Source organism: Streptomyces sp. NPDC101166 (assembly GCF_044768125.1).
GTDB lineage: Bacteria > Actinomycetota > Actinomycetes > Streptomycetales > Streptomycetaceae > Streptomyces.
This window is the reverse complement of the sequence record NZ_JBIWPF010000008.1, coordinates 202,918-228,597: the sequence shown is the minus strand read 5'-3', so window position 1 is coordinate 228,597 and position 25,680 is coordinate 202,918. Positions and strand designations below refer to the sequence as shown.

The following is a 25,680-nucleotide window of genomic DNA, read 5'->3' as shown; positions in this document are numbered from 1 at the left end:
GGCGGACGAAGTGTCAGTGGCGCGTGGCAAGGTGGCGTGCATGGAGAGGATCGATTCTCGGGACGCCCTGGTCAGGGCGGTCCGTTCGGGGGCGAGGGTCAGGTACCTGCACTTCTGGGGGCACCGGCCGCAGCCCGACGGCCGGGTGGGCGCGAGCTGTCTGAGCCAGTGGTGGCCGTCCCCGTTCGAGGTGGACGGCGTCGCCTACGCGACCGCCGAGCACTGGATGATGGCCGGCAAGGCGCGGCTGTTCGGCGACGCCGAGGCCGAGCGGCGTGCGCTGGCCGCCGTGCACCCCGCCGAGGCGAAGAAGGCGGGGCGGCTGGTGAAAGGCTTCGACGAGGCGACCTGGGAGCGGGAGCGGCTGCGGATCGTGGTCGAGGGCAGCGTCCACAAGTTCGCCGCCCGTCCCGAGTTGCGGCGGTTCCTGCTGAACACGGGTGACCGGGTGCTGGTCGAGGCGAGCCCCGTGGACCGGGTCTGGGGCATCGGCCTCTCGGCCCGGGACGAGGGCGCGTGGGACCCACAGCGGTGGAAGGGCCCGAACCTGCTGGGGTTCGCGCTGATGGAGGCGCGGGAGCGCCTGCGCTCCTAGGGCCTGTCTGACGCGCGCCGCAGGGGGAGCCGGCGGGATCGCCCTGAGTCGCTTCGGCTCCCCTGCGGCCCTTCCTCAGGGGCGGACCTGCCCGACGATGAACAGGACGAGCACCACGGCCGCCAGGACGAATCCGGTGAGCCCGCAGATGATGCCGGCGAGGGCCTGACCTGCGTTGTTCGCCTCGCCCCGCTTGGCCTTCGAGCGTCCGATCAGCCCGAAGACGACAGCGAGGGGGCCGATGAGGAGGGGTGCCGGCCACAGGCAGATCCCCACGGCGGCCACGATGCCCAGGACCATCGCGGCGAGGCCCATCCCATTGCTCGGCGGCCGCATCCCGTTCCAGCCGTAGTAGGCCGGCAGGCCGCCGCCGTACCCGGCCGGGGAACCGTGGTGACCGTACCCGGCCGGCGCGCCCTGGTGGCCGTAGCCGCCGGGGTAGCCGTACGGCATCGGCCCGGGCCCGCCCGGCGCGATCGGCGGCGGCGGAACGGCGCCGCCGGCCGGAGGTGCGAAGGGGTCGATCCCCGGCGGCGGCCCCCCGGCCAGGGTGGCGGGGTCGGGCGGCGGAAACGCGGCGAAGAGCGCGCTCGCGGGCGGGGTGGACGTCGGCGCGTGCGTCGGCACGGGCCGGTACGCGGGCGGGCCGAAGGGGTCGGCCCAGGGCGGCGGGCCTGCCTGCGCGGGGTTCCCCTCGGCGCCGGGCAGCGAGGCGACCGTCGGCTGCTGGTGGACGGACGGGGGGACTTGGTCCCGGGGAGCGAAGGGCTGCGGTTCCTCCGCCGGGGATTCTTCCGCCCGCCGGTCCTCCGCCTGCGGAACGGTGTGCGGTGAGGGCGCGGCCGGCGCCTCGGGGGACGAGACCGGCTCCTCGGGGAAGACGACGGTGGTGTCGGTGCCGCGTTCGGAACCCACGGCGGGTTCGGGCCAGGGCCCTGACGACGGAGCGGCGGAAGAAGCGGACGAACTGCCCTCGGTCACGGGCTTCGCGTCCGCCACGGGCCGCGCGTCGCCGTCCGCCGCTGTCAGGGCTCCCCCGTCCGGCTTGGTCAGCGGCACCCTGGGCGTGGGCTCCGCGTCCTGCGGGCCGGTGTGCCCGTCGGACGGCTCCTCGGCGAGCGCGTACTGCGGCCCCTCCGCCCCCTCCGGTACGGAGCCGGGCGCGGCCCATGGACTGTGGACGGCGTCGTCGGCAGCGTCAGGCCGCGAAGCTGCGGCCTCCCCCTGCCCTGCCGGCGTCGGTGCGTCGTCGGACATACGCGGGACCCCCCTTTGTCGTGCGTTCCGCAATGCTAAGGCCCGAGATAGGCGGCGAGGGGGGCGGTCCGAGGCCCGCCCCCGCCACCCACCCCACCCCCGTCCCGGCCCGCCGCACCTGCGCCTACGATGGCCCCGACCCACCGATCAGCCGATCACCGCGCTCCCGCCGAGCCCCCGGGCCGCTCGGAGCGCCGCTCCTGGGGAGGACCCCTTGACCGACAGCCGCGACGTCCCCGCCGGACCCCTCACCCCCGCCGACCCCAGCGCCGGCGTCCACGCCTTCATCGCGGGGCTGCCGAAGGCCGAACTGCACGTCCACCACGTCGGCTCCGCCTCCCCGCGGATCGTCTCCGAGCTGGCCGCTCGCCACCCCGACTCCAAGGTGCCCACCGACCCCGAGGCGCTGGTCGACTACTTCACCTTCACGGACTTCGCGCACTTCATCGAGGTGTACCTCTCCGTCGTCGACCTCATCCGCACCCCGGAGGACGTCCGGCTGCTGACCTACGAGGTGGCCCGGGACCTGGCCCGTCAGCAGGTGCGGTACGCCGAGCTGACCATCACCCCCTTCTCCTCCACCCGCCGCGGCATCGACGAAGTCGCCTTCATGGACGCGATCGAGGACGCCCGCAAGGCCGCCGAGGCCGAGTTCGGGACCGTGCTGCGCTGGTGCTTCGACATCCCCGGCGAGGCCCGTCTGGAGGCGGCCGAGGAGACCACCCGGCTCGCCACGGACGACCGGGTGCGCCCCGAGGGCCTGGTCTCCTTCGGGCTCGGCGGACCGGAGATCGGCGTGCCGCGCCCGCAGTTCAAGCCGTACTTCGACCGGGCGATCGCCGCCGGCCTGCACTCGGTGCCGCACGCGGGCGAGACGACCGGCCCTCAGACCGTCTGGGACGCCCTCACCCACCTGCGCGCCGAGCGCATCGGGCACGGCACCAGCTCCGCGCGGGACGAGAAGCTCCTCGCCCACCTCGCCGAGCACCGGATCGCCCTGGAGGTCTGCCCCACCTCCAACATCGCCACCCGCGCGGTCCGCACCCTCGACGAGCACCCGATCAGGCGGTTCGTCGAGGCCGGCGTCCTGGTCACGGTCAACTCCGACGACCCGCCCATGTTCGGCACCGACCTCAACGCCGAGTACGCGGTCGCCGCCCGCCTCCTCGACCTGGACGAGCGGGGCCTGGCCGAGCTGGCGAAGAACGCCGTCGAGGCGTCGTTCCTGGACGGCCCCGGCAAGGCCCGCCTCGCCGCCGAGATCGACGCCTACACCGCGGGGTGGTCCGCCCCCTGAGAACGGCCCGCGCCGCCGCCCCACCACAATGGGGGCCATGCAGACCGTGACTGCCGTGGCCCATCGCGGCGACCCGTACCGCTTCCGTGAGAACACGCTCGACTCACTGCGTTCCGCGCTCGACCGGGGCGCGGACGCCGTGGAGATCGACGTACGGCTCACCAGGGACGGCGTGCCCGTTCTCCTGCACGACGAGACGCTGAAGCGGCTGTGGCGGCACGAGCGGCCGCTGCGGTCGCTGTCGGCAGCGGAGGTGCGCGGTCTGACGGCGGGCGGGGTGCCGACCCTGACGGAGGCACTGGCCGCGACCGAGGGCGTCCGGGTGATGCTGGACCTGCCGGGGACGAGGGACGCACGGTCGGCGCGCCGGATCGTGGACGCCGTCCGCGAGGCGGGCGCGGCCGACCGCGTCTACTACTGCGCCGACGCCGCCGCGATGCTCGCGGTGCGCGCCGCCGACCCGTCGGCCGAGATCGCCCTGACCCACACCAGCCGCGCCCCCGTCCGCCCCTCGGTGCTGGCGGCGATAGCGCCGCGCTGGCTCAACTACCGCTTCTCCCTGGTCGACCGCGACCTCGCCGACCGTGTGCGCCGGGACGGGCAGCTGCTGTCGGTGTGGACCCCGGACACCCGACGCTCGATGCGCCGGCTGCTGGACCTGGGCGTCGACTCCATCACGACGAACCGCGTCGACGTGCTGTGCGCCCTGCGCAAGGACGGCTGACGGGCGCCGACGCCACCGTGCTCAGGCGGCCGCCGCGGCCCAGGCGTTCGGGGTGAGGGCCGCCAGCCGCTTGATCCTCTCGCGCACGACGTACAGCGGGATCACTCCCAGCACGCCGAACGCCATGTCGAGCACGCTCCACCAGAAGGGGATACCCCGGATCGGCCCGCAGACCAGGGCGAGCGGGATGACGCCGACGCAGGCGATCATGCCGAACTCGACGACCCACACATTGCGAACGGGGTCGCGGTAGGGGCCGTAGAACGCGACCGCGATGACCAGGTGCGCGAAGGCCAGCCAGTCGGTGCCGTAGAGGACGAAGGGATGGTCGGCGTCGACGGCGTCGAGCCCCTGCCGGACGCGTTCGATCCAGTCCATGAGAGCGGGCAGGTGCTCCGGCACGGACAGGGACCTCAACAGCTCCTCGGTCCAGCGCAGTTCGTGCACCAGCGGGAAGGCCGTGGCACCGCTGAGCACCAGGCACACGACGAAGAAGACAAGCCAGGCGCGGATGCCCTTCAACAGGGCGGCTCTGTCGCTCATGAGCGCAGCATACGCCCGAGTTGAACATGTTCAAAAGTTGTCCGCGTTCCCCAGCGTTCCCCCGCGTTCCCCCGCGTTCCCCCGCGTTCACCCGCACCGCACGTCGCCGCTCAGCCGCGTCCGCCGCTCGCTCCCCTCGTCACTCGCCCGTCCGCCGCCGTGCTCGGCTCGGCCGACGGGGCGATCGTCGCCCGGGATCCCTCCGCAGACGGAGACAGACGGGTCGAGTCGGGGGCCGGCGCCCCGGTGGCGGTGCGGCGATCGGGGCTGGGGGTCGGGGCCCCCTCGGTAGGTCCCGACCCGGTCGTGGACGCCCCGGACGGGGTGGGACTCGCGGACGGGACGGTTCTCGCGGGCGGTGCGGGTGTGCCGGTGACGGGGCTGCTCACGGGTGGCGGGGCGAGCGGCACAGCGGGCTGCGCGGGGGCCTCGGACGCCGAAAGGCGCAGAGGCAGCACGACGGCGGCCGCGAGGGCGCAGGTCACGCCGACCCCGGCCGCCGCGCGCAGCAGCCGGCGGCGGGCCGCGCCCCGGCGGATGTCCTCGTATCGGCCGGGCGGCGGGGCGAGATGAGCGGCGGCGGGCCGCATGATGACGGCGAGAGGGTCGTCACCGGCGCCGTGCGGGCCGTCGTCGAAGTCGTCAGCGGGTGTGATCAAGGCTTCTCCTCAGGTGGGCGCGGAGCAGTTCTCGGGCCGCGTGGAGGTCGGCCTTGACGGTTCCTTCCTTGCGCCCGGTCAGCGCGGACACCTCACTGATGGGCATGTCAGCGTAGTAGTGCAGCAGGATCGGCACGCGCAGCCGGTCCGGCAGGGACTGCACGAGCATCCGCACCGAGGGGTCCGCCGGTTCGACCGAAGCGCTGACCGCGGCCTCGGCGGTGACCCGGCGTACGGCCCGGCGTTCCCGTTCGACCTTGCGCCAGTGGTCGCGGACCAGGTTGGCCGCGGTGACGTAGAGGAAGCCCTGCGGTTCCGCCACCGCCGTCCAGCGGGCCCAGAGCCGGGTGAACGCCTCCGAGGCCATCTCGTGCGCCGTCCCGTCGTCGTCGACGAGACGGCGGCACCAGCCGGCGAGGCGGGGGTAGAGGGCGGCGAACAGCTCGGCCGCCTCCTTCTCGCGGGATCGTTTCACCGTGCTCCTGGTTCTCCTGACGAGACCGCCGTCGAGCCGGTCGTGGAGCCCGACACCGCCGAGCCGCGCGCCGGGTCCGCCGCCGAGCCCTGCGCCGTCCGCGCCGGGACCAGCGCCGCGAAGACGATCACGTTGTCGCGGTACTCCTGGCCGTCGCGCGGTCCGCCGCACGTGATGAGGCGCAACTCGGGCCGGTCCACGTCGCCGTAGACCTCCTGCGTCGGGAAGTCGGCTTTGGCGACCGTGCGGACGGCGGTGACGGTGAACTCGGCCGTCGTGCCGTTCTCCAGGCGCGCCTCGATCCGGTCGCCGCCGCGCAGCCGGTCGAGGCGGCGGAAGACGCCGTTCCCGAACGCGCCGACGGTGACATGGCCGAGGATCACCGACGGGCCGGTCTGACCCGGCGTCGGCGAATGGCGGTACCAGCCCGCCCGGTCGTCCGCCTCGATCGGGGGCACCTCGACGCTGCCGTCGGGGGTCAGCCCCAGCGCCATGAGCGGGGTGTCGACCCCGATGGCCGGGATCCGCAGCCCGACCGGCGTCGACCGCGCGAGCGGCCGGGCCGTCGCGGCGGCACCGGCGCGGCCCGCGTTCTGCGGGCCCGCTCCTGACGAGGCGTCGGATCGCAGGTCCGCGGGCGGCCGTTCGGCCGTGCCGGCCCCGCCGCAGCCGGTGAGCAGCACCGCCCCGGCCGCGGCGAGGAAGGCGCGCCTGGAGTACGGGCTCATGCCCCGGTGGTCCGCTGACGACGTACGAAGTACATGCCCGCGCCGCCCGCGAGGAACACGGCGGCGACGCCCGCGCCGATCACACCGGCCTCGCCGGTGGAGTCCTGCGAGGTCGCGACCTCGCCGGTGTCGGCCGCACCCCTCGGGACGACGCCGACCTGGCCCCGGTGGGAGGAGTCGGTGGTGGGCTCCGGTGCGGGCGTGGGCACGGCGCTGGCGTCGGCGACGGGCGCGGTGGGAACAGTCGTCGGGCCCGTCCCGTCGGCGGACGCGGGCACGGCGGTCGCCAGCAGTGCGGCGCCCGCGACGGCCAGGGCGCCGAGACCGGTGCGGTAGGTGAAACGCATGAATCGCTCTCCTTCGTCGGTCCGCGCACACGGCACCCGGGCGAACTCCACGGGCTGTGTGACGGATCGAGCGGAGAGACGAGGCGGCGCCCGAGCGGGTTGTAAAGGGATGGCAAAGTGTGGGATCCGGGCCGATGTTGGGGGGATCGGTGACGACCGTGTGCGCGGATGTTGAAGGAGGCTTGCGGGCGTTTCCGGGGTCCCGTAAGTACGTGAAGCATGAACTTGTTCACCCGTGCTGCGTCCTTGCGCCGCCCGGCTTCCCCCACATCCTCCCAACTCCCCGACGACGACGCGGCGTTCGCCTCCTCCAGGGATCCCGCTCTGGCTGCGCTGACCGGGGAGTGGATGATCGACCCGGCTCACAGCCGTCTCGGTTTCTCCGTGCGCCACGCCATGGTGACGACCGTGCGCGGGGCCTTCACGGAATACCAGAGCCGGCTCTGGTTCGACGGGCGCGATCCGTCCCGCTCGCGGGCGGAGATCGTCCTCTCCACGGCCTCGGTCGATACGGGGGTGGAGCAGCGCGACGCCCATCTCGTCGGCCGCGACTTCCTGGACGCCGCGACCTATCCCCGTATGCGCTTCATCAGCAAGACGGTCCGGCTCATCGACAACGAGGTGTACCGGATGAGCGGCGACCTCACCATCAAGAGCGTCACCCGCCCCGTCGACCTGGAGCTCACCTACATCGGCCGGGTCACCGACCCGTTCGGCTACGAGCGGGTCGGCTTCGACGGCACGACCACCATCAACCGCTCCGACTGGGGCCTGACGTACAACGCGAGACTCGCGGAGGGCGGCGCCATGGTGAGCGAGAAGGTGCGCCTCCAGTTCGACATCGCCGCGATCCGCAACGGCTCCGCCGGCTGAGCACGTCCGTCGCGGCCCGGGCCGCCGCCCGGGCGGACACCTGAGCGCAGACGCGTTCTCGCGGACCGGCCGTCGCAGGACCGGTCCGCGAGGGCGGCGAACACCCCGCCGCTGGAAGGACTCACACGTCCAGCGAGGTCATCACGTGCTTGATCCGCGTGTAGTCGTCGAAGCCGTAGCCCGAAAGGTCCTTGCCGTACCCGGACTTCTTGAAGCCGCCGTGGGGCATCTCGGCGACCAGCGGGATGTGGGTGTTGATCCACACACAGCCGAAGTCGAGCTTCTTGCTCATCCGCATCGCGCGGCCGTGGTCCCTGGTCCACACCGAGGACGCGAGCGCGTACTCGACGCCGTTGGCCCACTCCACCGCCTGGTCCTCGTCGTTGAAGGACTGGACGGTGATGACGGGGCCGAAGACCTCGTTCTGGACGATCTCGTCGTCCTGCCTCAGTCCCGAGACGACGGTCGGGGCGTAGAAGTAGCCCTTCTCGCCGACCTGGTGGCCGCCCGCCTCGACCTTGGCGTGGGCGGGGAGGCGCTCGATGAAGCCGGAGACCTGCTTGAGCTGGTTGGGGTTGTTCAGCGGGCCGAAGAGGACGTCCTCGTCGTCCGGCTGCCCCGTCTTCGTCTCGGCGGCGGCCTTGGCGAGCGCGGCCACGAACTCGTCGTGGATGGCCTCCTGCACGAGGACGCGGGTGGCCGCCGTGCAGTCCTGGCCGGCGTTGAAGAAGCCCGCGACCGAGATGTCCTCGACGGCCTTGGGGATGTCGGTGTCGTCGAAGACCACGACCGGGGCCTTGCCGCCCAGTTCCAGGTGGACCCGCTTGAGGTCCTTGGACGCCGACTCGGCGACGGACATGCCCGCGCGCACGGAACCGGTGATGGAGGCCATCGCCGGGACCGGGTGCTCGACCATCAGACGGCCGGTGTCACGGTCGCCGGTGATGACGTTGAAGACGCCCTTGGGGAGGATGCCGCCGATGATCTCGGCGATCAGGACCGTGGACGCGGGGGTGGTGTCCGACGGCTTCAGCACGACGGTGTTGCCCGCCGCGATCGCCGGGGCGAACTTCCACACCGCCATCATCATCGGGTAGTTCCAGGGGGCGACCTGCGCGCAGACGCCGACCGGCTCCCGGCGCACGATCGAGGTCAGGCCCTCCATGTACTCGCCGGCGCTGCGGCCCTCCAGCATCCGGGCCGCGCCCGCGAAGAAGCGGATCTGGTCCACCATCGGCGGGATCTCCTCGGTGCGGGTCAGCCCGACGGGCTTGCCCGTGTTCTCCACCTCGGCGGCGATCAGGTCCTCGGCGCGCTCCTCGAACGCGTCCGCGATCTTCAGCAGGGCCTTCTGGCGCTCGGCCGGGGTGGTGTCCCGCCAGCCGGGGAACGCCGCCTCGGCGGCCTGCATGGCGGCGTCCACGTCCGCCTGCCCGGACAGCGGCGCGGTCGCGTACGCCTCCCCGGTCGCGGGGTTGACCACCTCGGTGGTCCGTCCGTCGGCGGCATCCCGGAACTCACCGTGGATGTAGTTGCGCAGACGACGCAGCTCGGTGCTCACTGCCGGCCCTCCAGTTCGCGTGTGTCCAATGGCTGAGACACCCACCCTAGTCCGTGCTCCGACGTTTTCAACACCCCCGCTCCTGCCAGAGCTGCGAAATCCGTAGGTCTCACCTTTGTAAACAACGAATTTCATCGCCGCGACCTTGCGAAACCGACGAGAGGTCGTGCACAGTGAGCCCGTGGCCAGTCGAAGCGCAGAGCAGAGGGACTCCCGCGAGTCCAAGAACGGCACCCCCCACCTGGACGCCGTCAGCCTCGCCATCATCGAACAGCTCCAGGAGGACGGCCGCCGGCCGTACGCCGCGATCGGCAAGGCCGTCGGCCTGTCGGAGGCGGCCGTGCGCCAGCGCGTCCAGAAGCTGCTCGACCAGGGCGTGATGCAGATCGTCGCCGTCACGGACCCGCTCACCGTGGGCTTCCGCCGGCAGGCGATGGTCGGCGTCAACGTCGAGGGAGACGTGGAGGAGATCGCGGAGGCGCTGAGCGACATGGCCGAGGTCGAGTACGTGGTGATGACCGCGGGCTCGTTCGACATCCTCGCCGAGATCGTCTGCGAGGACGACGACCACCTGCTGGACGTCATCAACAAACGCATGCGGGCGCTGCCCGGCGTGCGCTCCACCGAGAGCTTCGTCTATCTGAAGCTCAAGAAGCAGACCTACATGTGGGGAACCCGATAACCGTGAGGACCCGATAACCGTGAGCACCAAGGACCTCAGTCGCAGCGCGTACGACCACCTGTGGATGCACTTCACCCGCATGTCGTCGTACGAGAACTCCCCCGTCCCCACCATCGTCCGGGGCGAGGGCACCTACATCTACGACGACAAGGGCAAGCGCTACCTCGACGGTCTCGCGGGCCTGTTCGTGGTCCAGGCCGGTCACGGCCGCACGGAACTGGCGGAGACCGCGTTCAAGCAGGCGCAGGAGCTGGCGTTCTTCCCGGTCTGGTCCTACGCCCACCCCAAGGCCGTGGAGCTGGCGGAGCGCCTCGCCCACCACGCCCCGGGCGACCTGAACAAGGTCTTCTTCACCACCGGCGGCGGCGAGGCGGTGGAGACCGCCTGGAAGCTCGCCAAGCAGTACTTCAAGCTGGTCGGCAAGCCCACCAAGTACAAGGTCATCTCCCGCGCCGTCGCCTACCACGGCACCCCGCAGGGAGCCCTGTCCATCACGGGCCTGCCGGGTCTGAAGGCCCCCTTCGAGCCGCTGGTGCCGGGCGCGCACAAGGTGCCGAACACCAACATCTACCGCGCGCCGATCTTCGGCGACGACCCCGAGGCGTTCGGCCGCTGGGCCGCCGACCAGATCGAGCAGCAGATCCTCTTCGAGGGCCCGGACACGGTCGCCGCGGTCTTCCTGGAGCCGGTGCAGAACGCCGGCGGCTGCTTCCCGCCGCCGCCCGGCTACTTCCAGCGCGTCCGCGAGATCTGCGACCGGCACGACGTGCTGCTCGTCTCCGACGAGGTCATCTGCGCCTTCGGCCGGCTGGGCACCATGTTCGCCTGCGACAAGTTCGACTACGTCCCGGACATGATCACCTGCGCCAAGGGCATGACCTCCGGCTACTCCCCCATAGGGGCGTGCATCATCTCCGACCGCCTGGCCGAGCCGTTCTACAAGGGCGACAACACCTTCCTGCACGGCTACACCTTCGGCGGCCACCCCGTCTCGGCGGCCGTGGGCCTCGCCAACCTCGACCTGTTCGAACGCGAGAACCTCACCCGGCACGTCCTGGACAACGAGGGCGCCTTCCTGTCGACCCTGCAGAAGCTGCACGACCTGCCGATCGTCGGCGACGTCCGCGGCAACGGCTTCTTCTACGGCATCGAACTCGTCAAGGACAAGGCGACCAAGGAGTCCTTCGACGCCGAGGAGACCGAGCGCGTCCTGTACGGCTTCCTGTCCAAGGCCCTCTTCGACAACGGCCTGTACTGCCGCGCCGACGACCGCGGCGACCCGGTCGTGCAGCTCGCCCCGCCGCTGATCTCCGACCAGCAGACGTTCGACGAGATCGAGCAGATCCTGCGCGCGACCCTGACGGAGGCGTGGACGAAGCTGTGATCTTCCGCTGAGGTGATCAACACCGGCCCCGGTGCCCGCCGTTCGAGTGAGAACGGCAGCCCGGGGCCGTGTGCTGTGCGGATGCCCGCCATGACGTCCTTAGCGTGCTCGTGACCGATCGGCCCTCCCTTCGTTCACCCGGACGGGGGAACGGCACGGAACGCGGCACGCAATCACGGACCTGAACCGAGGTGTACGCCCATGGAGGCCCCGCCGGACAACGACGTGCTCTGGGCACGCTCACTGCACTTCACGCACCCTGACGGCTCACCGGCGCTCGGCGGTGTCTCACTGGGCGTGCGGGAGGGCGAGATCCTCGCCGTCGCCGGCCCGCGCGGCAGCGGCAAGACGGCCCTGCTGCACTGCCTGTCGGGCCTCGCGCCCGTCCAGCGCGGCGAGGTCTGGTTCAACAGCGTGCCCGTGCACACCATGGGGCCCGCGGCCCGGGAGCGGCTGCGCCGTGACCGCTTCGGCTGGATCGACCCGGTCCCGGCGCTCGTCCCGGAGCTCAACGTCTGGGAGAACGCGGCCCTCCCGCTGATGCTGCGCGGCACCAGTCGCCGGCGCGCCAAGGCCGCCGCCCTGGAGTGGCTGGAGCGCCTCGACGTCGGCGACCGGGCGCGCTGCCGCCCGCACGAGCTGACCCAGGCGGAACGCCAGCGCGTGTGCATCACCCGCGCCCTCGCCCCCGCCCCGTCGATCCTCTTCGCCGACGAGCCCACCGCACCCCTGCACCGCGCCGACCGCGCCCATGTGCTGCGCACGCTCACCACGGCGGCCCGTTCGCACGGCATCACCGTCGTCCTGGCCACCCACGAGGCGGAGACCGCCGCCCTCGCCGACCGCACGGTGTCCCTGCTGGACGGGCGGCGGGTGAAGACGCTCCACCTCCCGCCCGTCGCCGAGACGGAAGGCCGGGCCGCGTGCTCGCTCTCCGCCTGACCCGCAGCGCCCACCCCGCCGTCCAGCTCCGCCGTCTGATGGTGACGGCGGCCTCGGCGGGCACCGGCTTCCTCCTCCTGTGCGCCCTGGGCCACGCGCTGTCCCACCCGGACACTCCGGGGGTCTCCGCGCTCCGGCTCGCCTGGTGCGCGGTCCCGTTCGCCGCCACGGTCCAGCTCGCCCTGGCGGTGGCCCGCACCGACCCCGGCACCCGGTCCCGCCCGGGGCTGGCCGCGATCGGCCTGGGCCCCGCCCGTCTGATGGCGATCTCGGCCACCACGACCGCCCTCGCCACCGCCGTCGGCTCCCTCCTCGCCCTGCTGGTCTTCCTCCACCTCCGCGGCGACCTCACCGGCCTCCCCTTCGACGGCGCCGCGGCCCCCTCCCTCGCGGCGGGCACCCCGCTCCCCCTCCCGGCGACCCTCACCCTGCTCGCCCTCCTCCCCGTCACGGCCTCCACGGCGACGGCGCTGTCCCTGCGCCCGCGCGACCCGGCCGGCACGACTTTCGCCGGAGCCGAGGACGGCACCGGCACCGCCACGGACCGCGCGTCCGGCGGCGCCCTCGCGGCGCTCCTGGACGCGGGCACCACCCGCCACCTCGCGGAAGCCGGCGAGCCGGAAACCGCCGAGCCCGCGGTCGGTCGTGCCGGGGAGGGAGGGGCGGGCGCGGGCGGCACCCGGCACGCGCCGGCCGACGACCACCCGTCCACCGGCATCCCCCCGCTCGTGCTGGAGCGACGGCGTGCGGACACCGGCGCGCACGGCCTCCCCCCGGCCCCCGCCGACGCCGCACCCCCGACAGCGGACTCCGACGCCGACGCCCCGGACGACCTCCCCTCCCCCGCCGCCCCCGACCCCACCAGCCTCCCCTGGGGCGCGGCCCTCCTGGCCACCGGCCTGGCCGTCGAGTCCTACGCCGCCCGCACCACCACCGCCGCCCCCCTGCCCCTGCCAGGCGGCCCCACCAGCCCCGCCGCGGTCCTCGCAGGCTGGGCCCTCACCGTCGTGGGCCTCGCCCTGGCCGGCCCCGGCCTCACCCATCTCTGCGGCCGGCTGCTCCAGGCCGCCCGCCCCGGCGCCCTGCGGCTGCTGGCCGGTAGAGGCCTGATGCAGGAGGCGTCCCGCATCGGCCGCCCCCTGGGCGTCCTGTGCGCCGTCGCCTCCGGCGCCTACTCGATGTCCGCGCTCCACGCGTCCACCACCGCCGCCTCCCCCACCCCGGCGGACCTGGCCTTCGGCGGCCCGCTGGCCACCCTGGGCGCCGTCCTGGTCGGCGGCTGCGCCCTCGCCACGCTTCTGACGGCCGCCGTGGAGGCCCGTCAGGCCCGCGCCGACACCACGGCGGCCCTGCTCCGCCTCGGCGCCCCGAGCACCGCGCTGCGCACCGCCGCCGTCTTCCGCGCCGGCGCCCTCGCCGTCCTGTTCGTCCCGCTCACCCTGATGGTGTCCGCGCTCGCGGCGCTCCCCCTGACCATCTGAGAAAACGTGTGGAACACCTCCCCGGTCCACCGATGAGTTCCGAACGGACCCCCGGTCTACCCACCGGACGCACCGAGCCGCACGCGCTCACCGCAGGACCGCACCGCACGGCCCGGCCCCCGCGCCGAGCCGTCGGACCAAGCCAGGAACGACCGATGGGAGAGCCCCGATGACCGCCCGCGCATACCAGCAGATGATCTTCGTCAACCTGCCCGTGAACGACCTCGACGCCTCGAAGAAGTTCTTCACGGACCTGGGCTACTCCATCAACCCCCAGTTCAGCGACGACAAGGCCGCCTCCGTCGTGATCAGCGAAAACATCATGGCGATGCTGCTCACCAAGCCGTTCTACGCGACCTTCACCGAGAAGGAGATCGCGGACGCCACGAAGACCAGCGAGGTCCTCGTCGCGCTGAGCGCCGAGAGCCGCGAGAAGGTCGACGAACTCGTCGACCGCGCCCTGTCGTCGGGCGGCACCCCCAGCGGGTCCACCCAGGACCACGGTTTCATGTACGGCCGTTCCTTCGACGACCTCGACGGCCACACCTGGGAGGTCGTCTGGATGGACCCGGCCGCCATCCAGGACTGAGCACGAGCGGGCGGCACGGGCGGGTGCGACTCCTCGCACCCGCCCAGCCGTTGGGCGGCTCACGCGGCCATCAGATCGATTTCCTGGACGAGTTCGAGTCCGAGTTCGAGCGGGCGCCGAAGGCGTTGAAACCTCGCGGCGGTTAATGAGCGGGCAAAGCCGGTGGGCGTGAACCCTTCCCGCGTTGACAGATCTTATGGAACGCTTATAGACCAGTGAGTCCCCAGGGGTCGCTGCAGCGACAGCAACGGGGGCGTCACCAGCCCCTCCACCCCCCGCAGTTGTGCATCACGTAAGGACAAACGTGCCCCCATCCCGCCGTACCGCCGCTCGTTCGGTGCGCATGCTCGGTGTCACCGCCGCGTCGGCCGCCTTCGTCCTCGGCGCCTCGGGTTCCGCGCTGGCCGGCGACATAGCGGACTTCTCCGCGTCCGCCGCCTGTGACGGCACGAAGGGCGTCATCACCGTCACCGACAAGGACAAGACGGCGATCCCGGCCGTCGTCACGGTCTTCCTGCAGAACAACAACGCCGACCTCCGCCAGGTCGGCGAACCGCAGACGGTCATCGGCTCGGCCAAGGGCACCACCGTCGTCTTCGCTGAGGAGTGGGAGCCGGGCGCCGAGTACCGGGTCCACATCACGGCCGTCGACGCCGACCTGAACGCCGACATCGAGCCCAACCTCACCACCCCGGCCAAGGGCTGCAAGAGCGACAACCCCAACAAGCCCGACACGCCCGCCAAGCCCGGGAAGCCGACCGCGTCCGGCACGCCCAGCGCCCCGGCCACGACGCCGTCGTCGACCCCGTCCGGCACGGCGTCCGGCGCCGCCACGCCCGGCACGCCGTCCCCGTCGGCGTCGGCGTCGGCGTCGGCCTCGGCGGACGACAGCAGCGCGCCTGCCGACACCGGATCGGGTCCGGCGTCCAGCAACGCCCCGTCCCCCGGCCTCGGCGAATCCAACCTCGCCGAAACCGGCTCCGGCGCCCCCACCGGCGCGATCGTCGGCATCGCGGCCGCCCTCCTCGCCCTCGGCGGAGGAGCCGTCTTCTACGGCATGCGCCGCCGAGGCGCCGACAACCACTGATCTGAAGACCTGTGGCCCGTCCCCCTGGTGGGGACGGGCCACAGGCATGTCGGCCGGATCCGGCTCGCCGCCGCTCAGTCGAGGACGACGGTCTCCTCCGGGTCGAAGCTCACGCCCACCGCGGCGCCGACCTCCGGGGCCAGGCGCAGCGGGCACGCCGCTTCCAGACGGGGGCCGTCGGCCGGCTGGAGGTGGAGCGTGACATGGGTGCCCTTGAAGGTGCGGGCCGTGACCGTGCAGGGCAGACCGTCGTCCGCGTCGGCCAGGAGCACCCCGGCCGGGCGGACCAGGAGCGTGCGGGGCCCCTGCGGGGAACCGGACGGCACCGGCGTCTTGCCCCACGGCGTGTCCGCGACATCGCCGGCGATGTTCGCCTCGACCACGTTGTCGAAACCCAGGAAGCGCGCCACGAAGGCGTCCGCCGGCCGCTGCCACACCTCCAGGGGCGTGCCGGACTGCGCGACCCGCCCGTCTCGCATCACCACCACCCGATCGGCCAGCGCGAACGCCTCACCCTGATCGTGCGTGACCGCGAGCACGGTGGTGCCCAACCGGCCGAACAGCTCGCGCAGTTCGACGACCAGCCGTTCCCGCAGCGAACGGTCGAGCTGGCCCAGCGGCTCGTCCAGCATCAGCAACCGGGGGCGGGGAGCGAGCGCACGGGCCAGCGCCACCCGCTGCTGCTCCCCGCCCGAGAGCGCGGCGACGGCCCGGCGGGCGGCGCCCGGGAGACCGACCAGGTCCAGCAACTCCCGCACTCGCTCGCCCTGTTCATGCCTGGTGTGGCCGTGCATCCGCAGCCCGAAGGCCACGTTGCCGCCCACGTCCCGCTGCGGGAACAGCTGATGATCCTGGAACATCAGGCCCAACTCCCGCTTGTGCGCGGGCACTTTCACCTGGTCCCGCTCGTCGAGCAACACCCGCCCCGCATCGAGCGGCTGGAGCCCGGCCACCGCCCGCAGCAGCGTGGACTTGCCGCTGCCGCTCGGCCCGAGCACGCACACCACCTCGTGTTCGGCGACGCCGAGATCGACGTCGTCGAGCACGGCCCGCCCCCCGAACCGCACGGTCGCGCCTTCGAGCCGCAGCAGCATCAGAACTCCCCGGTCCGGTCGGTGCGCAGCCGCTCCAGCACCAGCAGGGCCACCGCGCACACCAGCATCAGAATCGTCGAAAGTGCCATCGCCTGGCCGTAGTTGAGCTCCCCGGCGCGGCCCAGCAGCCGGGCCACGGCGACCGGCAGCGTCGGGTTGTCGGGCCGGGCGATGAACACCGTCGCCCCGAACTCCCCGAGCGACACCGCGAAGGCGAACCCGGCGGCGACCAGCAACGCCCGCCGCACCAGCGGCAGATCGACCTCCCGCCACACCCGCCACGGCGAGGCCCCCAGCACGGCCGCCGCCTCCCGCAGCCGTACGTCCACCGCCCGCAGCACCGGCAGCATGGTCCGCACGACGAACGGCACGCCGACCAGCGCCTGCGCGAGCGGCACCAGCATCCATGTGCCGCGCAGGTCGAGCGGGGGCTCGTCGAGCGCGATGAGGAAACCGAAGCCGACGGTCACCGCCGAGACGCCCAGCGGCAGCATCAGCAGCGCGTCGAAGCCGCGGACGAGGCGTCCGGCGTCCCGCCGGGTGAGCGCCGCCGCGGCCAGAGCACCGATGAGCACCGCGACGGCGGTCGCGGCGGCGGCGTACTCCAGCGAGTTGCCGACCGCCTCGATCGGCGGGACCAGGAAGACGTTGCCGTCGTCACGGGTCAGCGCCCGGTAGTAGGCGAAGTCCGGCGCGTCCAGCGACCGCTGCACCAGCACGGCGAGCGGCAGCACCAGCAGCACGGCGACGCTCGTCAGCACCCCGCCGAGCAGTGCCCACTGCCCGGCCCCACGGGGCCGCCGCGCCGTCAGCTTCGCGTCCACCAGCCGCAGCGCGCTCTCCCGCCGGCGCACCGTCCAGGCGTGCACGGCGAGGATCGCGCCGACGGCCAGGAACTGCACGATGGTCAGGACGGCGGCCGTGGACAGGTCGAAGATCTCCGAGGTCTGCCGGTAGATCTCCACCTCCAGCGTGGAGAACGCGGGGCCGCCGAGGATCTGGACCACGCCGAAGGAGGTGAAGGTGAACAGGAAGACCATCAACGTGGCGGCGGCCACGGCGGGCCCGAGGGCGGGCAGGGTGACCGTGCGCCAGGCCCGCAGCCGGGAGGCGCCGAGCAGACGCGCGGCCTCCTCCTGACGGGGGTCGAGCTGTGCCCACAGTCCGCCCACGGTCCGTACGACGACCGCGTAGTTGAAGAAGACATGGGCGAGCAGGATCGCCCACACCGTGGTGTCCAGCCGTACGCCCCACAACTCGTCGAGCAGCCCGCCCCTCCCGACGAGCGCCAGGAACGCCGTGCCGACGACGACCGTCGGCAGCACGAACGGGACGGTGACGACGGCCCGCAGTACCTCCTTGCCCGGGAAGGAGAAGCGGGCGAAGACGTACGCCCCCGGCAGCGCCACGAGCAGGGTCAGCGCGGTGGAGGCGAGCGCCTGCCAAAGGGTGAACCACAGGACGTGCCGGATGTCGGACTGCCCGAGCACGTCGAGGAGACGGCCGAAGCGCCATGCGCCGTCGACGTCGAGCCCGCGCGCGACGATCGCGGCCACGGGCCAGGCGAAGAAGACCCCGAAGAACGCGACGGGCAGGGCCATGAGCCCGAGCCGCGCCGCGTTCTGCGAGCGCCTCCTGGCCGGGGCTACTTCAGTACGAGCGAGGTCCACGACTTGACCCACTGGTCGCGGTTCTCGGCGATCTTCGCCGGGTCCATGGTCTCGGGGTCCTTCGCGGCGGGCCCGTACTTCGTGAACTCGGCCGGCACGGCGGCGCCCTTGACCACCGGGTAGACGAACATGTTGAGCGGCATGTCCTGCTGGAACTCCTTCGACAGCAGGAAGTCGATCAGCGCCTTGCCGCCCGCGCTGTTCTTCGCGTTGCTCAGCAGCCCCGCGAACTCGACCTGCCGGAAGCAGGTGCCGGCCGCGACGCCGGTCGGGGCGTCGGCGGGCTTCGGCTGGGCGTAGATCACCTCGGCGGGCGGCGAGGAGGCGTAGGAGACGACGAGCGGCCGGTCGGCGCCGGCCTTCCTGCCGCCGGCCGAACCGGAGAACTCCTCGTTGTAGGCCTGCTCCCAGCCGTCGACGACCTTCACGCCGTTGGCCCGGAGCTTCTTCCAGTAGCCCTCCCAGCCGCCGTCGCCGTACCGCGCGGCGGTGCCCAGCAGGAAGCCGAGGCCGGGCGAGGAGGTGGAGACGTTCTCGGTGACCAGGAGGTTCTTGTAGGCGGGCTTGACCAGGTCGTCGAGGGAGGCGGGCGGGGCCAGGTCGTGGTCGGCGAAGTACTTCTTGTCGTAGTTGACGCAGATGTCGCCGTGGTCGACGGGGGTGACCCGGTGCTTGTCCGCGTCGAGCCGGTACTCGGCGCCCACCTGGTCGAGGCCCTTGGCCTCGTACGACTGGAACAGATCGTTGTCGAGGGCGCGGGAGAGCAGGGTGTTGTCGACGCCGAAGAAGACGTCGCCCTGCGGGTTGTCCTTGGTGAGGATCGCCTTGTTGACGGCCTGCCCGGCGTCGCCGTCCTCCAGGACGCGCACCTTGTAGCCGGACCGCTTCTCGAAGTCGGCGAGCACGTTCTTGGAGACGGACCACGAGCTGTGGCTCACGAGGGTGACGGTCTTGGAGCCGCCGCCGGACCCGGCGTCGCCGCCCGATCCGCCGTCGCCGGACGACGACGACCCGCAAGCGGACAGCGTGACGAGACCGAGGCCCACGGCCGCGGCCACGAACGTCCTGGTGTGCACTGGATTCCTCCTGGGGTTGACCAGGAGAAGACGCGGCCCTGCCCGGGATCCACCAAGGGTGCCCGGGCAGGGCGCAACAGCTCGAGTGATGACCGAACTTCCTACCCAGAATGACCTGGGCGAGGTTCAGAGGGTCTGCGGCCGGTGCCGCACTCTCAGCGCTGTGGCGCTCCCCTGTCGGAATACGAAGGCATGAAGTTGTCCGGGAACAGACTACCGCTCGGTGGCCGCGAGCTGGCCGCAGGCCCCGTCGATCTCCTGGCCCCGGGTGTCCCGGATGGTGACGGGCACGCCGTGCGCCGCGATCGCCTCGACGAACGCCTTCTCGTCCTCCGGTCGGGACGCGGTCCACTTGGACCCGGGCGTCGGGTTCAGGGGGATGAGGTTGACGTGCACGGGCCGGCCCTTGAGCATCCGGCCGAGCCGGTCGCCGCGCCAGGCCTGGTCGTTGATGTCGCGGATCAGCGCGTACTCGATGGACAGGCGCCGCCCGGACCTCTCGGCGTACTCGAACCCGGCGTCGAGCACCTCGCGCACCTTCCACCGCGTGTTCACGGGGACGAGGGTGTCGCGCAGCTCGTCGTCGGGAGCGTGCAGCGAGATGGCGAGGCGGCACTTGAAGCCCTCGTCGGAGAACCGGTGGATGGCCGGCACCAGCCCGACGGTGGACACGGTGATCCCGCGCTGCGACAGCCCGAGCCCGTCGGGGGTGGGGTCGGTGAGCGCGCGGATGGAGCCGACGACCCGCTTGTAGTTGGCGAGCGGCTCGCCCATGCCCATGAAGACGATGTTGGACAGCCGGGCCGGCCCACCGGGGACCTCCCCGTCGCGCAGCGCCCTCATCCCGTCCACGATCTGGTGCACGATCTCGGCGGTGGACAGGTTCCGGTCGAGCCCGGCCTGCCCGGTCGCGCAGAACGGGCAGTTCATCCCGCAGCCGGCCTGCGAGCTGATGCACATGGTCACCCGGTCGGGGTAGCGCATCAGCACCGACTCCACGAGCGTCCCGTCGAACAGCCGCCACAGCGTCTTGCGGGTCGTGCCCTGGTCGGTCGACAGATGCCGTACGACGGTCATCAGCTCGGGAAGCAACGCCTCCCGCAGCTTCTCCCGCGCCCCGGCGGGGATGTCGGTCCACTCCGCCGGCTCGTGCGCGTACCGCGCGAAGTAGTGCTGCGACAGCTGCTTCGCCCGAAACGGCTTCTCACCGATCTCCGCCACCGCCTCCTTCCGCTCGGCGGGCGAGAGATCGGCAAGATGCCGCGGCGGCTTCTTGGCTCCACGGGGGGCGACGAATGTGAGTTCTCCGGGTGCAGGCATAACACGACCAGTGTGGCAGATCATCGCCGGGGCCCCAGGCCAGAGCGGGGTGGGGGTGGTCACCCTCGGGTGCCGACTGTCAGCGTTGGTCGGCTTCGGACGGCCCCGAGACGGCCCAGCAGTCTCAGTCATTACACAGTGCAACTTCGATCAAGAACGAAATAAAAGAGCCGAAAAAGTGTCGCCGTTTGCGCGATTTACCAAAAACTCATCCAGACAGAAGCTCCACTCTAGCAATTGCATACAATCACCCGATCCGCACCTAGGGACATGAGATCATCCCTTCGGTATATCTACACGAAGGGATTGCAGGCAAAGCATGATCGATCTCCCAGCTCTGCCAATCGGACCCAAGCACATGACCATCACGCCAGAAATGGCCGAGGTCTGGTTGACTCACTGCAATCCACAGCACAATCGAGTTCTTTCTGACACCGTGTACGAGCGGTACGCTAAAGCGATGTCGAGTGGAGCATGGAGAACTACTCATCAGGGAATCGCATTCGACAAAAATGGAATGCTACTCGACGGGCAGCATCGACTTATGGGCATCAAAATTTCAGGCGTTTCGATCGAGATGCTCGTCATCCCTAACTGTGAAGCAGAAACATTTGACGTGCTCGACTCAGGGCATCGTCGACAAGCAGCACAGCTCCTCAAGATTCCGCATAGAGTAATCGTGGCCGCAGCGGCCCGAATCATGGGACAAATGTATAGAATGTGGGATCCGGTCACCCTATTCGACGGTTTCTACGATACGAAAGCTGCCACTTCAGACATCCTCCGAGCCGTTGCGGCCTGGCCAGAACTGACTACCCTGGCACCTATTGCTGCCGCAGCATATCGGGCCTCGGGAATCAACCAGCCGACTCACCTAGTCGTGCTGGCTCAAGCAGCACGCACCGAGCATGCAGACAAGATCGAAGATTGGGCCAATGGCCTGATCTCTGGCGCCAATATGGACGCGAAAGACCCTCGCCTCGTGCTCAGAAATCGATTTTTTCGGGATCGCGTACTACTCGGAACGAGCGGCGGACGCCGAGCCTCCTACAACTTGATCGCAAAATCTTGGAATAGCTGGGCACAGGGGAACCTTCTGGGAACTCTCAAAACCCTTGATGGCGAAGGGGTAATTCCTGTGATTGGGACTGAGAAATTCAGGCCGTAAGTGATGGGACTAAGGTCGGCGGAGCGGCTTTGGGCTGGATCTGCTTTGGGGCGAGTGATCATGACCCCGTGAGCTTCCGACGCGTCGGGCGGTCTGTGGACCTGCTCGGTAAAGCCCGACGTTGGGTCATGGGCTTAGAGGCTCGCCCCATTGTGGCTGCCTAAAGCCGTGAAGCCGACCGCCCCAGTCACCGAGGGCTTTCCACCCCTCCGTCCGCAGCCTCAGAGGCGGCGCGACGCCCGCGCCGTACGCGGGCTCTTGACGAAGTCGGGAAAGTCTTACCGCGCTCTGATCACAGAGCGATGTCCGGTCCCGGTAGATGCTTGTTTCGGTCCCAGCTGATGTCGACGCCGACCTCACGGCTGCGCGGTATGGGTGACCGACCGAGTACTTCGACGTACATGATCCGGCTATCCACGACGTCCAAGCACAGCATGCCTCGAGAGGGCGCAAGCGGCACGCACCGATGACCAGGGCCGTATGGCTGCCCCCGCGGATGAGCTGCGGTCTGGAAGCTCTGGCAAAAGTCATCGCCACACCCGCACTCGTCAACCAGACGAAGATCCCACGCGCAGAGGGCTAGCTCGCGTTCTCCTTCGTTTTCCAGGAGAGTGATCAGCTCTGTGACGAGCCCCGGCAAGACGGCGCGGACCAGAGGGTAGTCCTGCTCCATGACCGGAGGGTAGCTGGAGACGGGACAGTCCCTAGGGCCCACGGCAAACATCATCGAGGACCAGAACGTCAAGCATCAGTTGTGATCCTGCACTGGCCTCGGCCCTGCGGCAGCACTTGGAGAGTCACCCGCCCGTGGGCATCAAGCTGCCGTGGGTCAGGCCGGACGGCCCGCTCACCGAGCGAGGCCTGCTCTTCACCAACACAGCCGACGGGATCGTCTGGCGAAGCAACTTCAACGTGCAGGACTGGAAGCCCGCTCTCGCGGCGGCCGGCCTCATCCCGACGCCGGAACCCGGGAAGCCGTACGCCTCCGCCCGGCAGCACACCCTTCGCCACTTGTACGCCTCGGCCTTCCCCTGGACGCGGGCGAGAGCATCAAGGCCGTGAGCGAATACCTCGGCCACGCCGATCCGGCGATGACGCTGCGGGTGTACACCCACCTGATGCCCAGCAGCACCGAGCGGGCGCGCCGGGCCCTGGACGACGTCTTCGGCACGGCCCGGGAGCCCTGACGGCCCAGAGACGGCCCTCTGCTGGCGGCAAAACCGCTGGTAATGGGCCTCTTCATGCCCTCGGGAGATCAGTTCTCGGCTTAAGTACACAGCGCGACGGGCCCCCGTCCGGGAGGACGGGGGCCCGTGCGTCGGCAGGGGGTGCGGGGTCGGTCAGGTGGCGCCTACGAAGATCACCAGGAGGAGCCAGACCACCGGGGCCGTCGGCAGGAGGGAGTCCAGGCGGTCCATGATGCCGCCGTGACCGGGCAGGAGCGTGCCCATGTCCTTGATCCCGAGGTCCCGCTTGATCATGGACTCGCCGAGGTCCCCGAGCGTGGCGCTCACCGCGACCGCGAGGCCCAGCAGCAGGCCCTGCCACCACGTGCCGCCGTCGATCAGGAACTGCATGCACAGCGCGCCCGCGACCATCGCGAACGCCACCGCCCCGAGCAGGCCCTCGCGGGTCTTGCCGGGGCTGATGCGCGGGGCGAGCTTGTGCTTGCCGAAGCGCCAGCCGACGGCGTACGCGCCGGTGTCGCTGACCACCGTCAGCACCAGGAACATCAGCACCCGCTGCGCGCCGTCCTCGGCCGTCAGCATCAGCGAGACGAAGGTGGCGAGGAACGGGACGTAGAACGCCGCGAAGAGACCGGCCGTGACGTCCTTGAGGTAGCCCTCCGGCGGTTCCGTCATCCGCCAGACGAGGATCGCCAGCGCGGTCAGGGCCATGGCCACCCACGCGCCCTCGGCGCCCCGGACGTACCCGGAGACGACCATCGCCGCCCCGCCGAGCGCGAGCGGCACCAGCGGCGCCTTGATCCCCTTGCGCTCCTGAAGCCTGCTGGTCAGCTCCCACAGCCCGACGACGACGGCGATCGCTATGACACCGACGAACACAGCCTTGACGACGAACAGCGACGCGACGATCACCGCGCCGAGCCCGACGCCGACCCCTATGGCCGCGCCCAGGTCACGGCCCGCGCTCTTCTTCTGCGGTGCGGGCGCCGGCTGCGGGGCGTCGGGCATGGGCTCCGGATTCTGCGGCGCCGCCGCAGGGGGCTGCACCGACGGGGTGTCGTCACGGTACGGGCCGCCGCCGCGGCGGTTCGCGTCGCGGAACGACTCGTGAGGGAACGATTCGTTCTGGAACGACTCGTCGCGGAACGCCTGCGGCGTCTCGCGGTGAGGCGTCCCGTCCCGGAACGCGGGACCGCCCGGACGAGCGGCCCCCCGGTCGTCATCCTGGTGTCCGCCGGGAGCGGGTACGTCGGGGACGATGGGCATGGGGCGAGTCTGCTGCGCCTCAGGCGCATCGTAGCCGGGACCCGCCGGGGCGGCCCCCTGGACAGGTCCCTGGTCGTTGGGCCCCCAGTACCCCGCCTGTGAACCGGCGTGCGGCGGAGCGCCCCAGGAAGAGTCGTTCATCAGACCTCGAGCAGCTCCGCTTCCTTGTGCTTGAGGAGCTCGTCCACCTGTGCGACGTACTTCGCGGTGGTGTCGTCGAGCTCCTTCTCCGCACGGCGGCCCTCGTCCTCGCCGACCTCGCCGTCCTTGACGAGCTTGTCGATCGCGTCCTTGGCCTTGCGGCGGACGGAGCGGATGGACACCTTGGCGTCCTCGCCCTTGCCCTTGGCGACCTTGATGTAGTCGCGGCGGCGCTCCTCGGTGAGCTCGGGGAACACCACCCGGATGAGGTTGCCGTCGTTGCTCGGGTTGACGCCCAGGTCGCTGTCGCGGATGGCCTGCTCGATGTTGCGCAGCGCGCTCTTGTCGAACGGGGTCACGACCGCCATGCGCGGCTCCGGCACGGAGAACGAAGCCAGCTGGTTGATCGGCGTCGGCGCGCCGTAGTAGTCGGCCACGATCTTGTTGAACATCGCCGGGTGCGCACGGCCGGTGCGGATCGCGGCGAAGTCCTCCTTGGCGACCACGACGGCCTTCTCCATCTTCTCCTCGGCCTCGAGGAGGGTCTCTTCGATCACCACTTGCTCCTGCGTGTCTTGAGTAGGCCCGGCTGCGGTTCCCTGCGGAGGCGGCGGCCGGCTGCGTCGCGTCTTCTTCCTGCACGGTTCCCGACCGGCAGGACATTGTCCATCCCCCGACCAGGGTCCGTCCCCCGGTCAGGCTTTGTCGTACGAACTGCGGTTCGACCGGTCAGACCCGGTCGCCTTCGTCACCCACAAGCGTGCCGATCTTCTCACCCTTGACGGCTCGCGCGATATTGCCCTCGGCCAGAAGCTCGAAGACGAGGATCGGCAGCTTGTTGTCGCGGCACAGCGTGACCGCCGTGGCGTCGGCGACCTTGAGGTCGCGCGTGATGACCTCGCCGTAGCCGAGGGCGTCGAACCTGACCGCCTCCGGGTTGGTCTTCGGGTCGGAGTCGTAGACGCCGTCCACACCGTTCTTGCCCATCAGCAGCGCCTCGGCGTCGATCTCCAGGGCGCGCTGGGCGGCGGTGGTGTCGGTGGAGAAGTACGGCATGCCCATGCCCGCACCGAAGATGACCACGCGGCCCTTCTCCAGGTGCCGCACGGCGCGCAGCGGGATGTACGGCTCGGCGACCTGGCCCATGGTGATGGCGGTCTGGACCCGGCTGTCGATGCCTTCCTTCTCCAGGAAGTCCTGGAGGGCGAGGCAGTTCATGACGGTGCCGAGCATGCCCATGTAGTCGGAGCGGGCGCGGTCCATACCGCGCTGCTGGAGCTCGGCGCCGCGGAAGAAGTTGCCGCCGCCGATGACGACCGCGATCTCGGCGCCGTCCCGGACGACGGCGGCGATCTCGCGGGCGATCTTGTGCACCACGTCGGGGTCGACGCCCAGGCCGCCGCCGCCGGAGAACGCCTCTCCGGACAGCTTCAGCAGGAACCGGCCGCGTACTTTGCCGTCGTCACTCTTCTGGGCCTTGGTGGTCATGGGAGATCCCGCCTCTTTCACGTGGTGCACATACGAAGAAGGCCAT

Annotated in this window: 28 protein-coding genes and 1 riboswitch; of the genes, 13 read left to right on the top strand and 15 right to left on the bottom strand. The window is 70.9% G+C overall.

Annotated elements, in window-relative coordinates:
- Nucleotides 1-40 precede the first annotated feature (40 nt).
- Nucleotides 41-595: an NADAR family protein gene (locus tag ACIRS4_RS17035; RefSeq protein ID WP_404195977.1), complete on the top strand. Its 555-nt coding sequence runs from the start codon at nt 41-43 to the stop codon at nt 593-595.
- A gap of 75 nt (nt 596-670) precedes the next feature.
- Here the strand turns inward: ACIRS4_RS17035 and ACIRS4_RS17030 are convergent, their stop codons facing one another.
- Entirely contained in the window at nt 671-1,852 is a 1,182-nt protein-coding gene (locus ACIRS4_RS17030) for a DUF4190 domain-containing protein (RefSeq protein WP_404195974.1), read from the bottom strand.
- Between the two features lie 118 nt (nt 1,853-1,970).
- Between ACIRS4_RS17030 and ACIRS4_RS17025 the strand changes: the two genes are divergently transcribed.
- Nucleotides 1,971-3,149 (top strand): adenosine deaminase, encoded by a 1,179-nt coding sequence (locus ACIRS4_RS17025; RefSeq protein WP_404196155.1) that lies wholly within the window; start codon nt 1,971-1,973, stop codon nt 3,147-3,149.
- 37 nt (nt 3,150-3,186) lie between these two features.
- Entirely contained in the window at nt 3,187-3,873 is a 687-nt protein-coding gene (locus ACIRS4_RS17020; protein ID WP_404195971.1) for a glycerophosphodiester phosphodiesterase, read from the top strand.
- A 21-nt stretch (nt 3,874-3,894) separates the two neighbouring features.
- Here the strand turns inward: ACIRS4_RS17020 and ACIRS4_RS17015 are convergent, their stop codons facing one another.
- The 5 genes from ACIRS4_RS17015 to ACIRS4_RS16995 all read right to left on the bottom strand — a co-directional run bounded on the left by ACIRS4_RS17015 (nt 3,895) and on the right by ACIRS4_RS16995 (nt 6,625).
- The gene (locus ACIRS4_RS17015) at nt 3,895-4,416 is read right to left on the bottom strand and encodes a hypothetical protein (RefSeq protein ID WP_404195968.1); all 522 of its coding nucleotides are present in this window, start codon (nt 4,414-4,416) and stop codon (nt 3,895-3,897) included.
- 110 nt (nt 4,417-4,526) lie between these two features.
- A complete protein-coding gene (locus ACIRS4_RS17010; protein WP_404195966.1) occupies nt 4,527-5,075 on the bottom strand; it encodes a hypothetical protein in 549 nt (182 codons plus the stop codon).
- Nucleotides 5,059-5,550: an RNA polymerase sigma factor gene (locus ACIRS4_RS17005; RefSeq protein WP_130444748.1), complete on the bottom strand. Its 492-nt coding sequence runs from the start codon at nt 5,548-5,550 to the stop codon at nt 5,059-5,061. Before ACIRS4_RS17005 ends, ACIRS4_RS17010 begins: the two co-directional genes overlap by 17 nt.
- A complete protein-coding gene (locus ACIRS4_RS17000) occupies nt 5,547-6,278 on the bottom strand; it encodes a class F sortase (RefSeq protein WP_404195963.1) in 732 nt (243 codons plus the stop codon). Before ACIRS4_RS17000 ends, ACIRS4_RS17005 begins: the two co-directional genes overlap by 4 nt.
- Complete coding sequence (locus tag ACIRS4_RS16995; protein ID WP_404195960.1) at nt 6,275-6,625, bottom strand: sortase-dependent protein; 351 nt, start codon at nt 6,623-6,625, stop codon at nt 6,275-6,277. Before ACIRS4_RS16995 ends, ACIRS4_RS17000 begins: the two co-directional genes overlap by 4 nt.
- 219 nt (nt 6,626-6,844) lie before the next feature.
- On the opposite strand from ACIRS4_RS16995, the gene ACIRS4_RS16990 reads away from it, so the two are divergent.
- Nucleotides 6,845-7,498: a YceI family protein gene (locus ACIRS4_RS16990; protein WP_404195959.1), complete on the top strand. Its 654-nt coding sequence runs from the start codon at nt 6,845-6,847 to the stop codon at nt 7,496-7,498.
- 121 nt (nt 7,499-7,619) lie between these two features.
- Here ACIRS4_RS16990 and ACIRS4_RS16985 read toward each other — a convergent pair whose 3' ends face one another.
- Nucleotides 7,620-9,059 carry a gamma-aminobutyraldehyde dehydrogenase gene (locus ACIRS4_RS16985; RefSeq protein WP_404195957.1) on the bottom strand — a complete coding sequence of 480 codons (1,440 nt, stop codon included), beginning with the start codon at nt 9,057-9,059 and terminating at the stop codon, nt 7,620-7,622.
- Nucleotides 9,060-9,225: 166 nt separating this feature from the next.
- Here ACIRS4_RS16985 and ACIRS4_RS16980 point away from each other — a divergent pair, with 166 nt between their 5' ends.
- The 6 genes from ACIRS4_RS16980 to ACIRS4_RS16955 all read left to right on the top strand — a co-directional run bounded on the left by ACIRS4_RS16980 (nt 9,226) and on the right by ACIRS4_RS16955 (nt 15,224).
- Nucleotides 9,226-9,741, top strand: coding sequence for an Lrp/AsnC family transcriptional regulator (locus ACIRS4_RS16980; RefSeq protein ID WP_403814062.1), 516 nt, complete (start codon nt 9,226-9,228; stop codon nt 9,739-9,741).
- Nucleotides 9,742-9,760: 19 nt separating this feature from the next.
- A complete protein-coding gene (locus ACIRS4_RS16975; protein ID WP_404195953.1) occupies nt 9,761-11,125 on the top strand; it encodes an aspartate aminotransferase family protein in 1,365 nt (454 codons plus the stop codon).
- A 201-nt stretch (nt 11,126-11,326) separates the two neighbouring features.
- Nucleotides 11,327-12,067 (top strand): ABC transporter ATP-binding protein, encoded by a 741-nt coding sequence (locus ACIRS4_RS16970; RefSeq protein ID WP_404195950.1) that lies wholly within the window; start codon nt 11,327-11,329, stop codon nt 12,065-12,067.
- Nucleotides 12,049-13,548 carry a hypothetical protein gene (locus tag ACIRS4_RS16965; RefSeq protein ID WP_404195947.1) on the top strand — a complete coding sequence of 500 codons (1,500 nt, stop codon included), beginning with the start codon at nt 12,049-12,051 and terminating at the stop codon, nt 13,546-13,548. Before ACIRS4_RS16970 ends, ACIRS4_RS16965 begins: the two co-directional genes overlap by 19 nt.
- A gap of 169 nt (nt 13,549-13,717) precedes the next feature.
- Nucleotides 13,718-14,137 (top strand): VOC family protein, encoded by a 420-nt coding sequence (locus ACIRS4_RS16960; RefSeq protein ID WP_404195944.1) that lies wholly within the window; start codon nt 13,718-13,720, stop codon nt 14,135-14,137.
- Between the two features lie 304 nt (nt 14,138-14,441).
- Entirely contained in the window at nt 14,442-15,224 is a 783-nt protein-coding gene (locus tag ACIRS4_RS16955) for an LAETG motif-containing sortase-dependent surface protein (protein ID WP_404195942.1), read from the top strand.
- 74 nt (nt 15,225-15,298) lie between these two features.
- Here the strand turns inward: ACIRS4_RS16955 and ACIRS4_RS16950 are convergent, their stop codons facing one another.
- The 4 genes from ACIRS4_RS16950 to rlmN form a co-directional block, all read right to left on the bottom strand.
- Nucleotides 15,299-16,318 carry an ABC transporter ATP-binding protein gene (locus tag ACIRS4_RS16950; protein ID WP_404195939.1) on the bottom strand — a complete coding sequence of 340 codons (1,020 nt, stop codon included), beginning with the start codon at nt 16,316-16,318 and terminating at the stop codon, nt 15,299-15,301.
- Entirely contained in the window at nt 16,318-17,919 is a 1,602-nt protein-coding gene (locus tag ACIRS4_RS16945) for an ABC transporter permease (RefSeq protein WP_404195936.1), read from the bottom strand. Before ACIRS4_RS16945 ends, ACIRS4_RS16950 begins: the two co-directional genes overlap by 1 nt.
- 44 nt (nt 17,920-17,963) lie before the next feature.
- A complete protein-coding gene (locus ACIRS4_RS16940) occupies nt 17,964-19,064 on the bottom strand; it encodes a thiamine ABC transporter substrate binding subunit (RefSeq protein ID WP_404195933.1) in 1,101 nt (366 codons plus the stop codon).
- 80 nt (nt 19,065-19,144) lie between these two features.
- Nucleotides 19,145-19,250, bottom strand: a riboswitch (TPP riboswitch).
- Between the two features lie 27 nt (nt 19,251-19,277).
- Complete coding sequence (rlmN, locus tag ACIRS4_RS16935) at nt 19,278-20,384, bottom strand: 23S rRNA (adenine(2503)-C(2))-methyltransferase RlmN (protein WP_404195930.1); 1,107 nt, start codon at nt 20,382-20,384, stop codon at nt 19,278-19,280.
- Between the two features lie 358 nt (nt 20,385-20,742).
- On the opposite strand from rlmN, the gene ACIRS4_RS16930 reads away from it, so the two are divergent.
- On the top strand, nt 20,743-21,552 hold the full coding sequence (locus tag ACIRS4_RS16930) for a hypothetical protein (protein ID WP_404195927.1): 810 nt from the start codon (nt 20,743-20,745) through the stop codon (nt 21,550-21,552).
- 292 nt (nt 21,553-21,844) lie between these two features.
- Here ACIRS4_RS16930 and ACIRS4_RS16925 read toward each other — a convergent pair whose 3' ends face one another.
- On the bottom strand, nt 21,845-22,225 hold the full coding sequence (locus ACIRS4_RS16925) for a hypothetical protein (RefSeq protein ID WP_404195924.1): 381 nt from the start codon (nt 22,223-22,225) through the stop codon (nt 21,845-21,847).
- A gap of 134 nt (nt 22,226-22,359) precedes the next feature.
- Here ACIRS4_RS16925 and ACIRS4_RS16920 point away from each other — a divergent pair, with 134 nt between their 5' ends.
- Together ACIRS4_RS16920 and ACIRS4_RS16915 are read left to right on the top strand one after the other, a co-directional pair.
- A complete protein-coding gene (locus tag ACIRS4_RS16920) occupies nt 22,360-22,614 on the top strand; it encodes a hypothetical protein (protein WP_404195921.1) in 255 nt (84 codons plus the stop codon).
- Nucleotides 22,611-22,739: a hypothetical protein gene (locus ACIRS4_RS16915; RefSeq protein WP_404195918.1), complete on the top strand. Its 129-nt coding sequence runs from the start codon at nt 22,611-22,613 to the stop codon at nt 22,737-22,739. Before ACIRS4_RS16920 ends, ACIRS4_RS16915 begins: the two co-directional genes overlap by 4 nt.
- A 153-nt stretch (nt 22,740-22,892) precedes the next feature.
- Here the strand turns inward: ACIRS4_RS16915 and ACIRS4_RS16910 are convergent, their stop codons facing one another.
- The 3 genes from ACIRS4_RS16910 to pyrH all read right to left on the bottom strand — a co-directional run bounded on the left by ACIRS4_RS16910 (nt 22,893) and on the right by pyrH (nt 25,634).
- On the bottom strand, nt 22,893-24,146 hold the full coding sequence (locus ACIRS4_RS16910) for a phosphatidate cytidylyltransferase (protein ID WP_404195916.1): 1,254 nt from the start codon (nt 24,144-24,146) through the stop codon (nt 22,893-22,895).
- Nucleotides 24,146-24,703 carry a ribosome recycling factor gene (gene frr, locus ACIRS4_RS16905; protein WP_404195913.1) on the bottom strand — a complete coding sequence of 186 codons (558 nt, stop codon included), beginning with the start codon at nt 24,701-24,703 and terminating at the stop codon, nt 24,146-24,148. The genes ACIRS4_RS16910 and frr overlap by 1 nt, the downstream gene beginning before the upstream one ends.
- 172 nt (nt 24,704-24,875) lie before the next feature.
- Entirely contained in the window at nt 24,876-25,634 is a 759-nt protein-coding gene (gene pyrH, locus ACIRS4_RS16900) for a UMP kinase (protein WP_404195910.1), read from the bottom strand.
- Nucleotides 25,635-25,680: the final 46 nt, after the last annotated feature.

Coding starts and splice junctions, on each gene's coding strand:
- rlmN (WP_404195930.1), bottom strand. CDS start 20,384: ATGCCTGCACCCGGAGAACTCACATTCGTCGCCCCCCGTGGAGCCAAG.
- pyrH (WP_404195910.1), bottom strand. CDS start 25,634: ATGACCACCAAGGCCCAGAAGAGTGACGACGGCAAAGTACGCGGCCGG.
- ACIRS4_RS17000 (WP_404195963.1), bottom strand. CDS start 6,278: ATGAGCCCGTACTCCAGGCGCGCCTTCCTCGCCGCGGCCGGGGCGGTG.
- ACIRS4_RS17020 (WP_404195971.1), top strand. CDS start 3,187: ATGCAGACCGTGACTGCCGTGGCCCATCGCGGCGACCCGTACCGCTTC.
- ACIRS4_RS16910 (WP_404195916.1), bottom strand. CDS start 24,146: ATGAACGACTCTTCCTGGGGCGCTCCGCCGCACGCCGGTTCACAGGCG.
- ACIRS4_RS16950 (WP_404195939.1), bottom strand. CDS start 16,318: ATGCTGCTGCGGCTCGAAGGCGCGACCGTGCGGTTCGGGGGGCGGGCC.
- ACIRS4_RS17035 (WP_404195977.1), top strand. CDS start 41: ATGGAGAGGATCGATTCTCGGGACGCCCTGGTCAGGGCGGTCCGTTCG.
- ACIRS4_RS16945 (WP_404195936.1), bottom strand. CDS start 17,919: ATGGCCCTGCCCGTCGCGTTCTTCGGGGTCTTCTTCGCCTGGCCCGTG.
- ACIRS4_RS16970 (WP_404195950.1), top strand. CDS start 11,327: ATGGAGGCCCCGCCGGACAACGACGTGCTCTGGGCACGCTCACTGCAC.
- ACIRS4_RS17015 (WP_404195968.1), bottom strand. CDS start 4,416: ATGAGCGACAGAGCCGCCCTGTTGAAGGGCATCCGCGCCTGGCTTGTC.
- ACIRS4_RS16960 (WP_404195944.1), top strand. CDS start 13,718: ATGACCGCCCGCGCATACCAGCAGATGATCTTCGTCAACCTGCCCGTG.
- ACIRS4_RS16930 (WP_404195927.1), top strand. CDS start 20,743: ATGACCATCACGCCAGAAATGGCCGAGGTCTGGTTGACTCACTGCAAT.
- ACIRS4_RS16925 (WP_404195924.1), bottom strand. CDS start 22,225: ATGGAGCAGGACTACCCTCTGGTCCGCGCCGTCTTGCCGGGGCTCGTC.
- ACIRS4_RS16995 (WP_404195960.1), bottom strand. CDS start 6,625: ATGCGTTTCACCTACCGCACCGGTCTCGGCGCCCTGGCCGTCGCGGGC.
- ACIRS4_RS17030 (WP_404195974.1), bottom strand. CDS start 1,852: ATGTCCGACGACGCACCGACGCCGGCAGGGCAGGGGGAGGCCGCAGCT.
- ACIRS4_RS16990 (WP_404195959.1), top strand. CDS start 6,845: ATGAACTTGTTCACCCGTGCTGCGTCCTTGCGCCGCCCGGCTTCCCCC.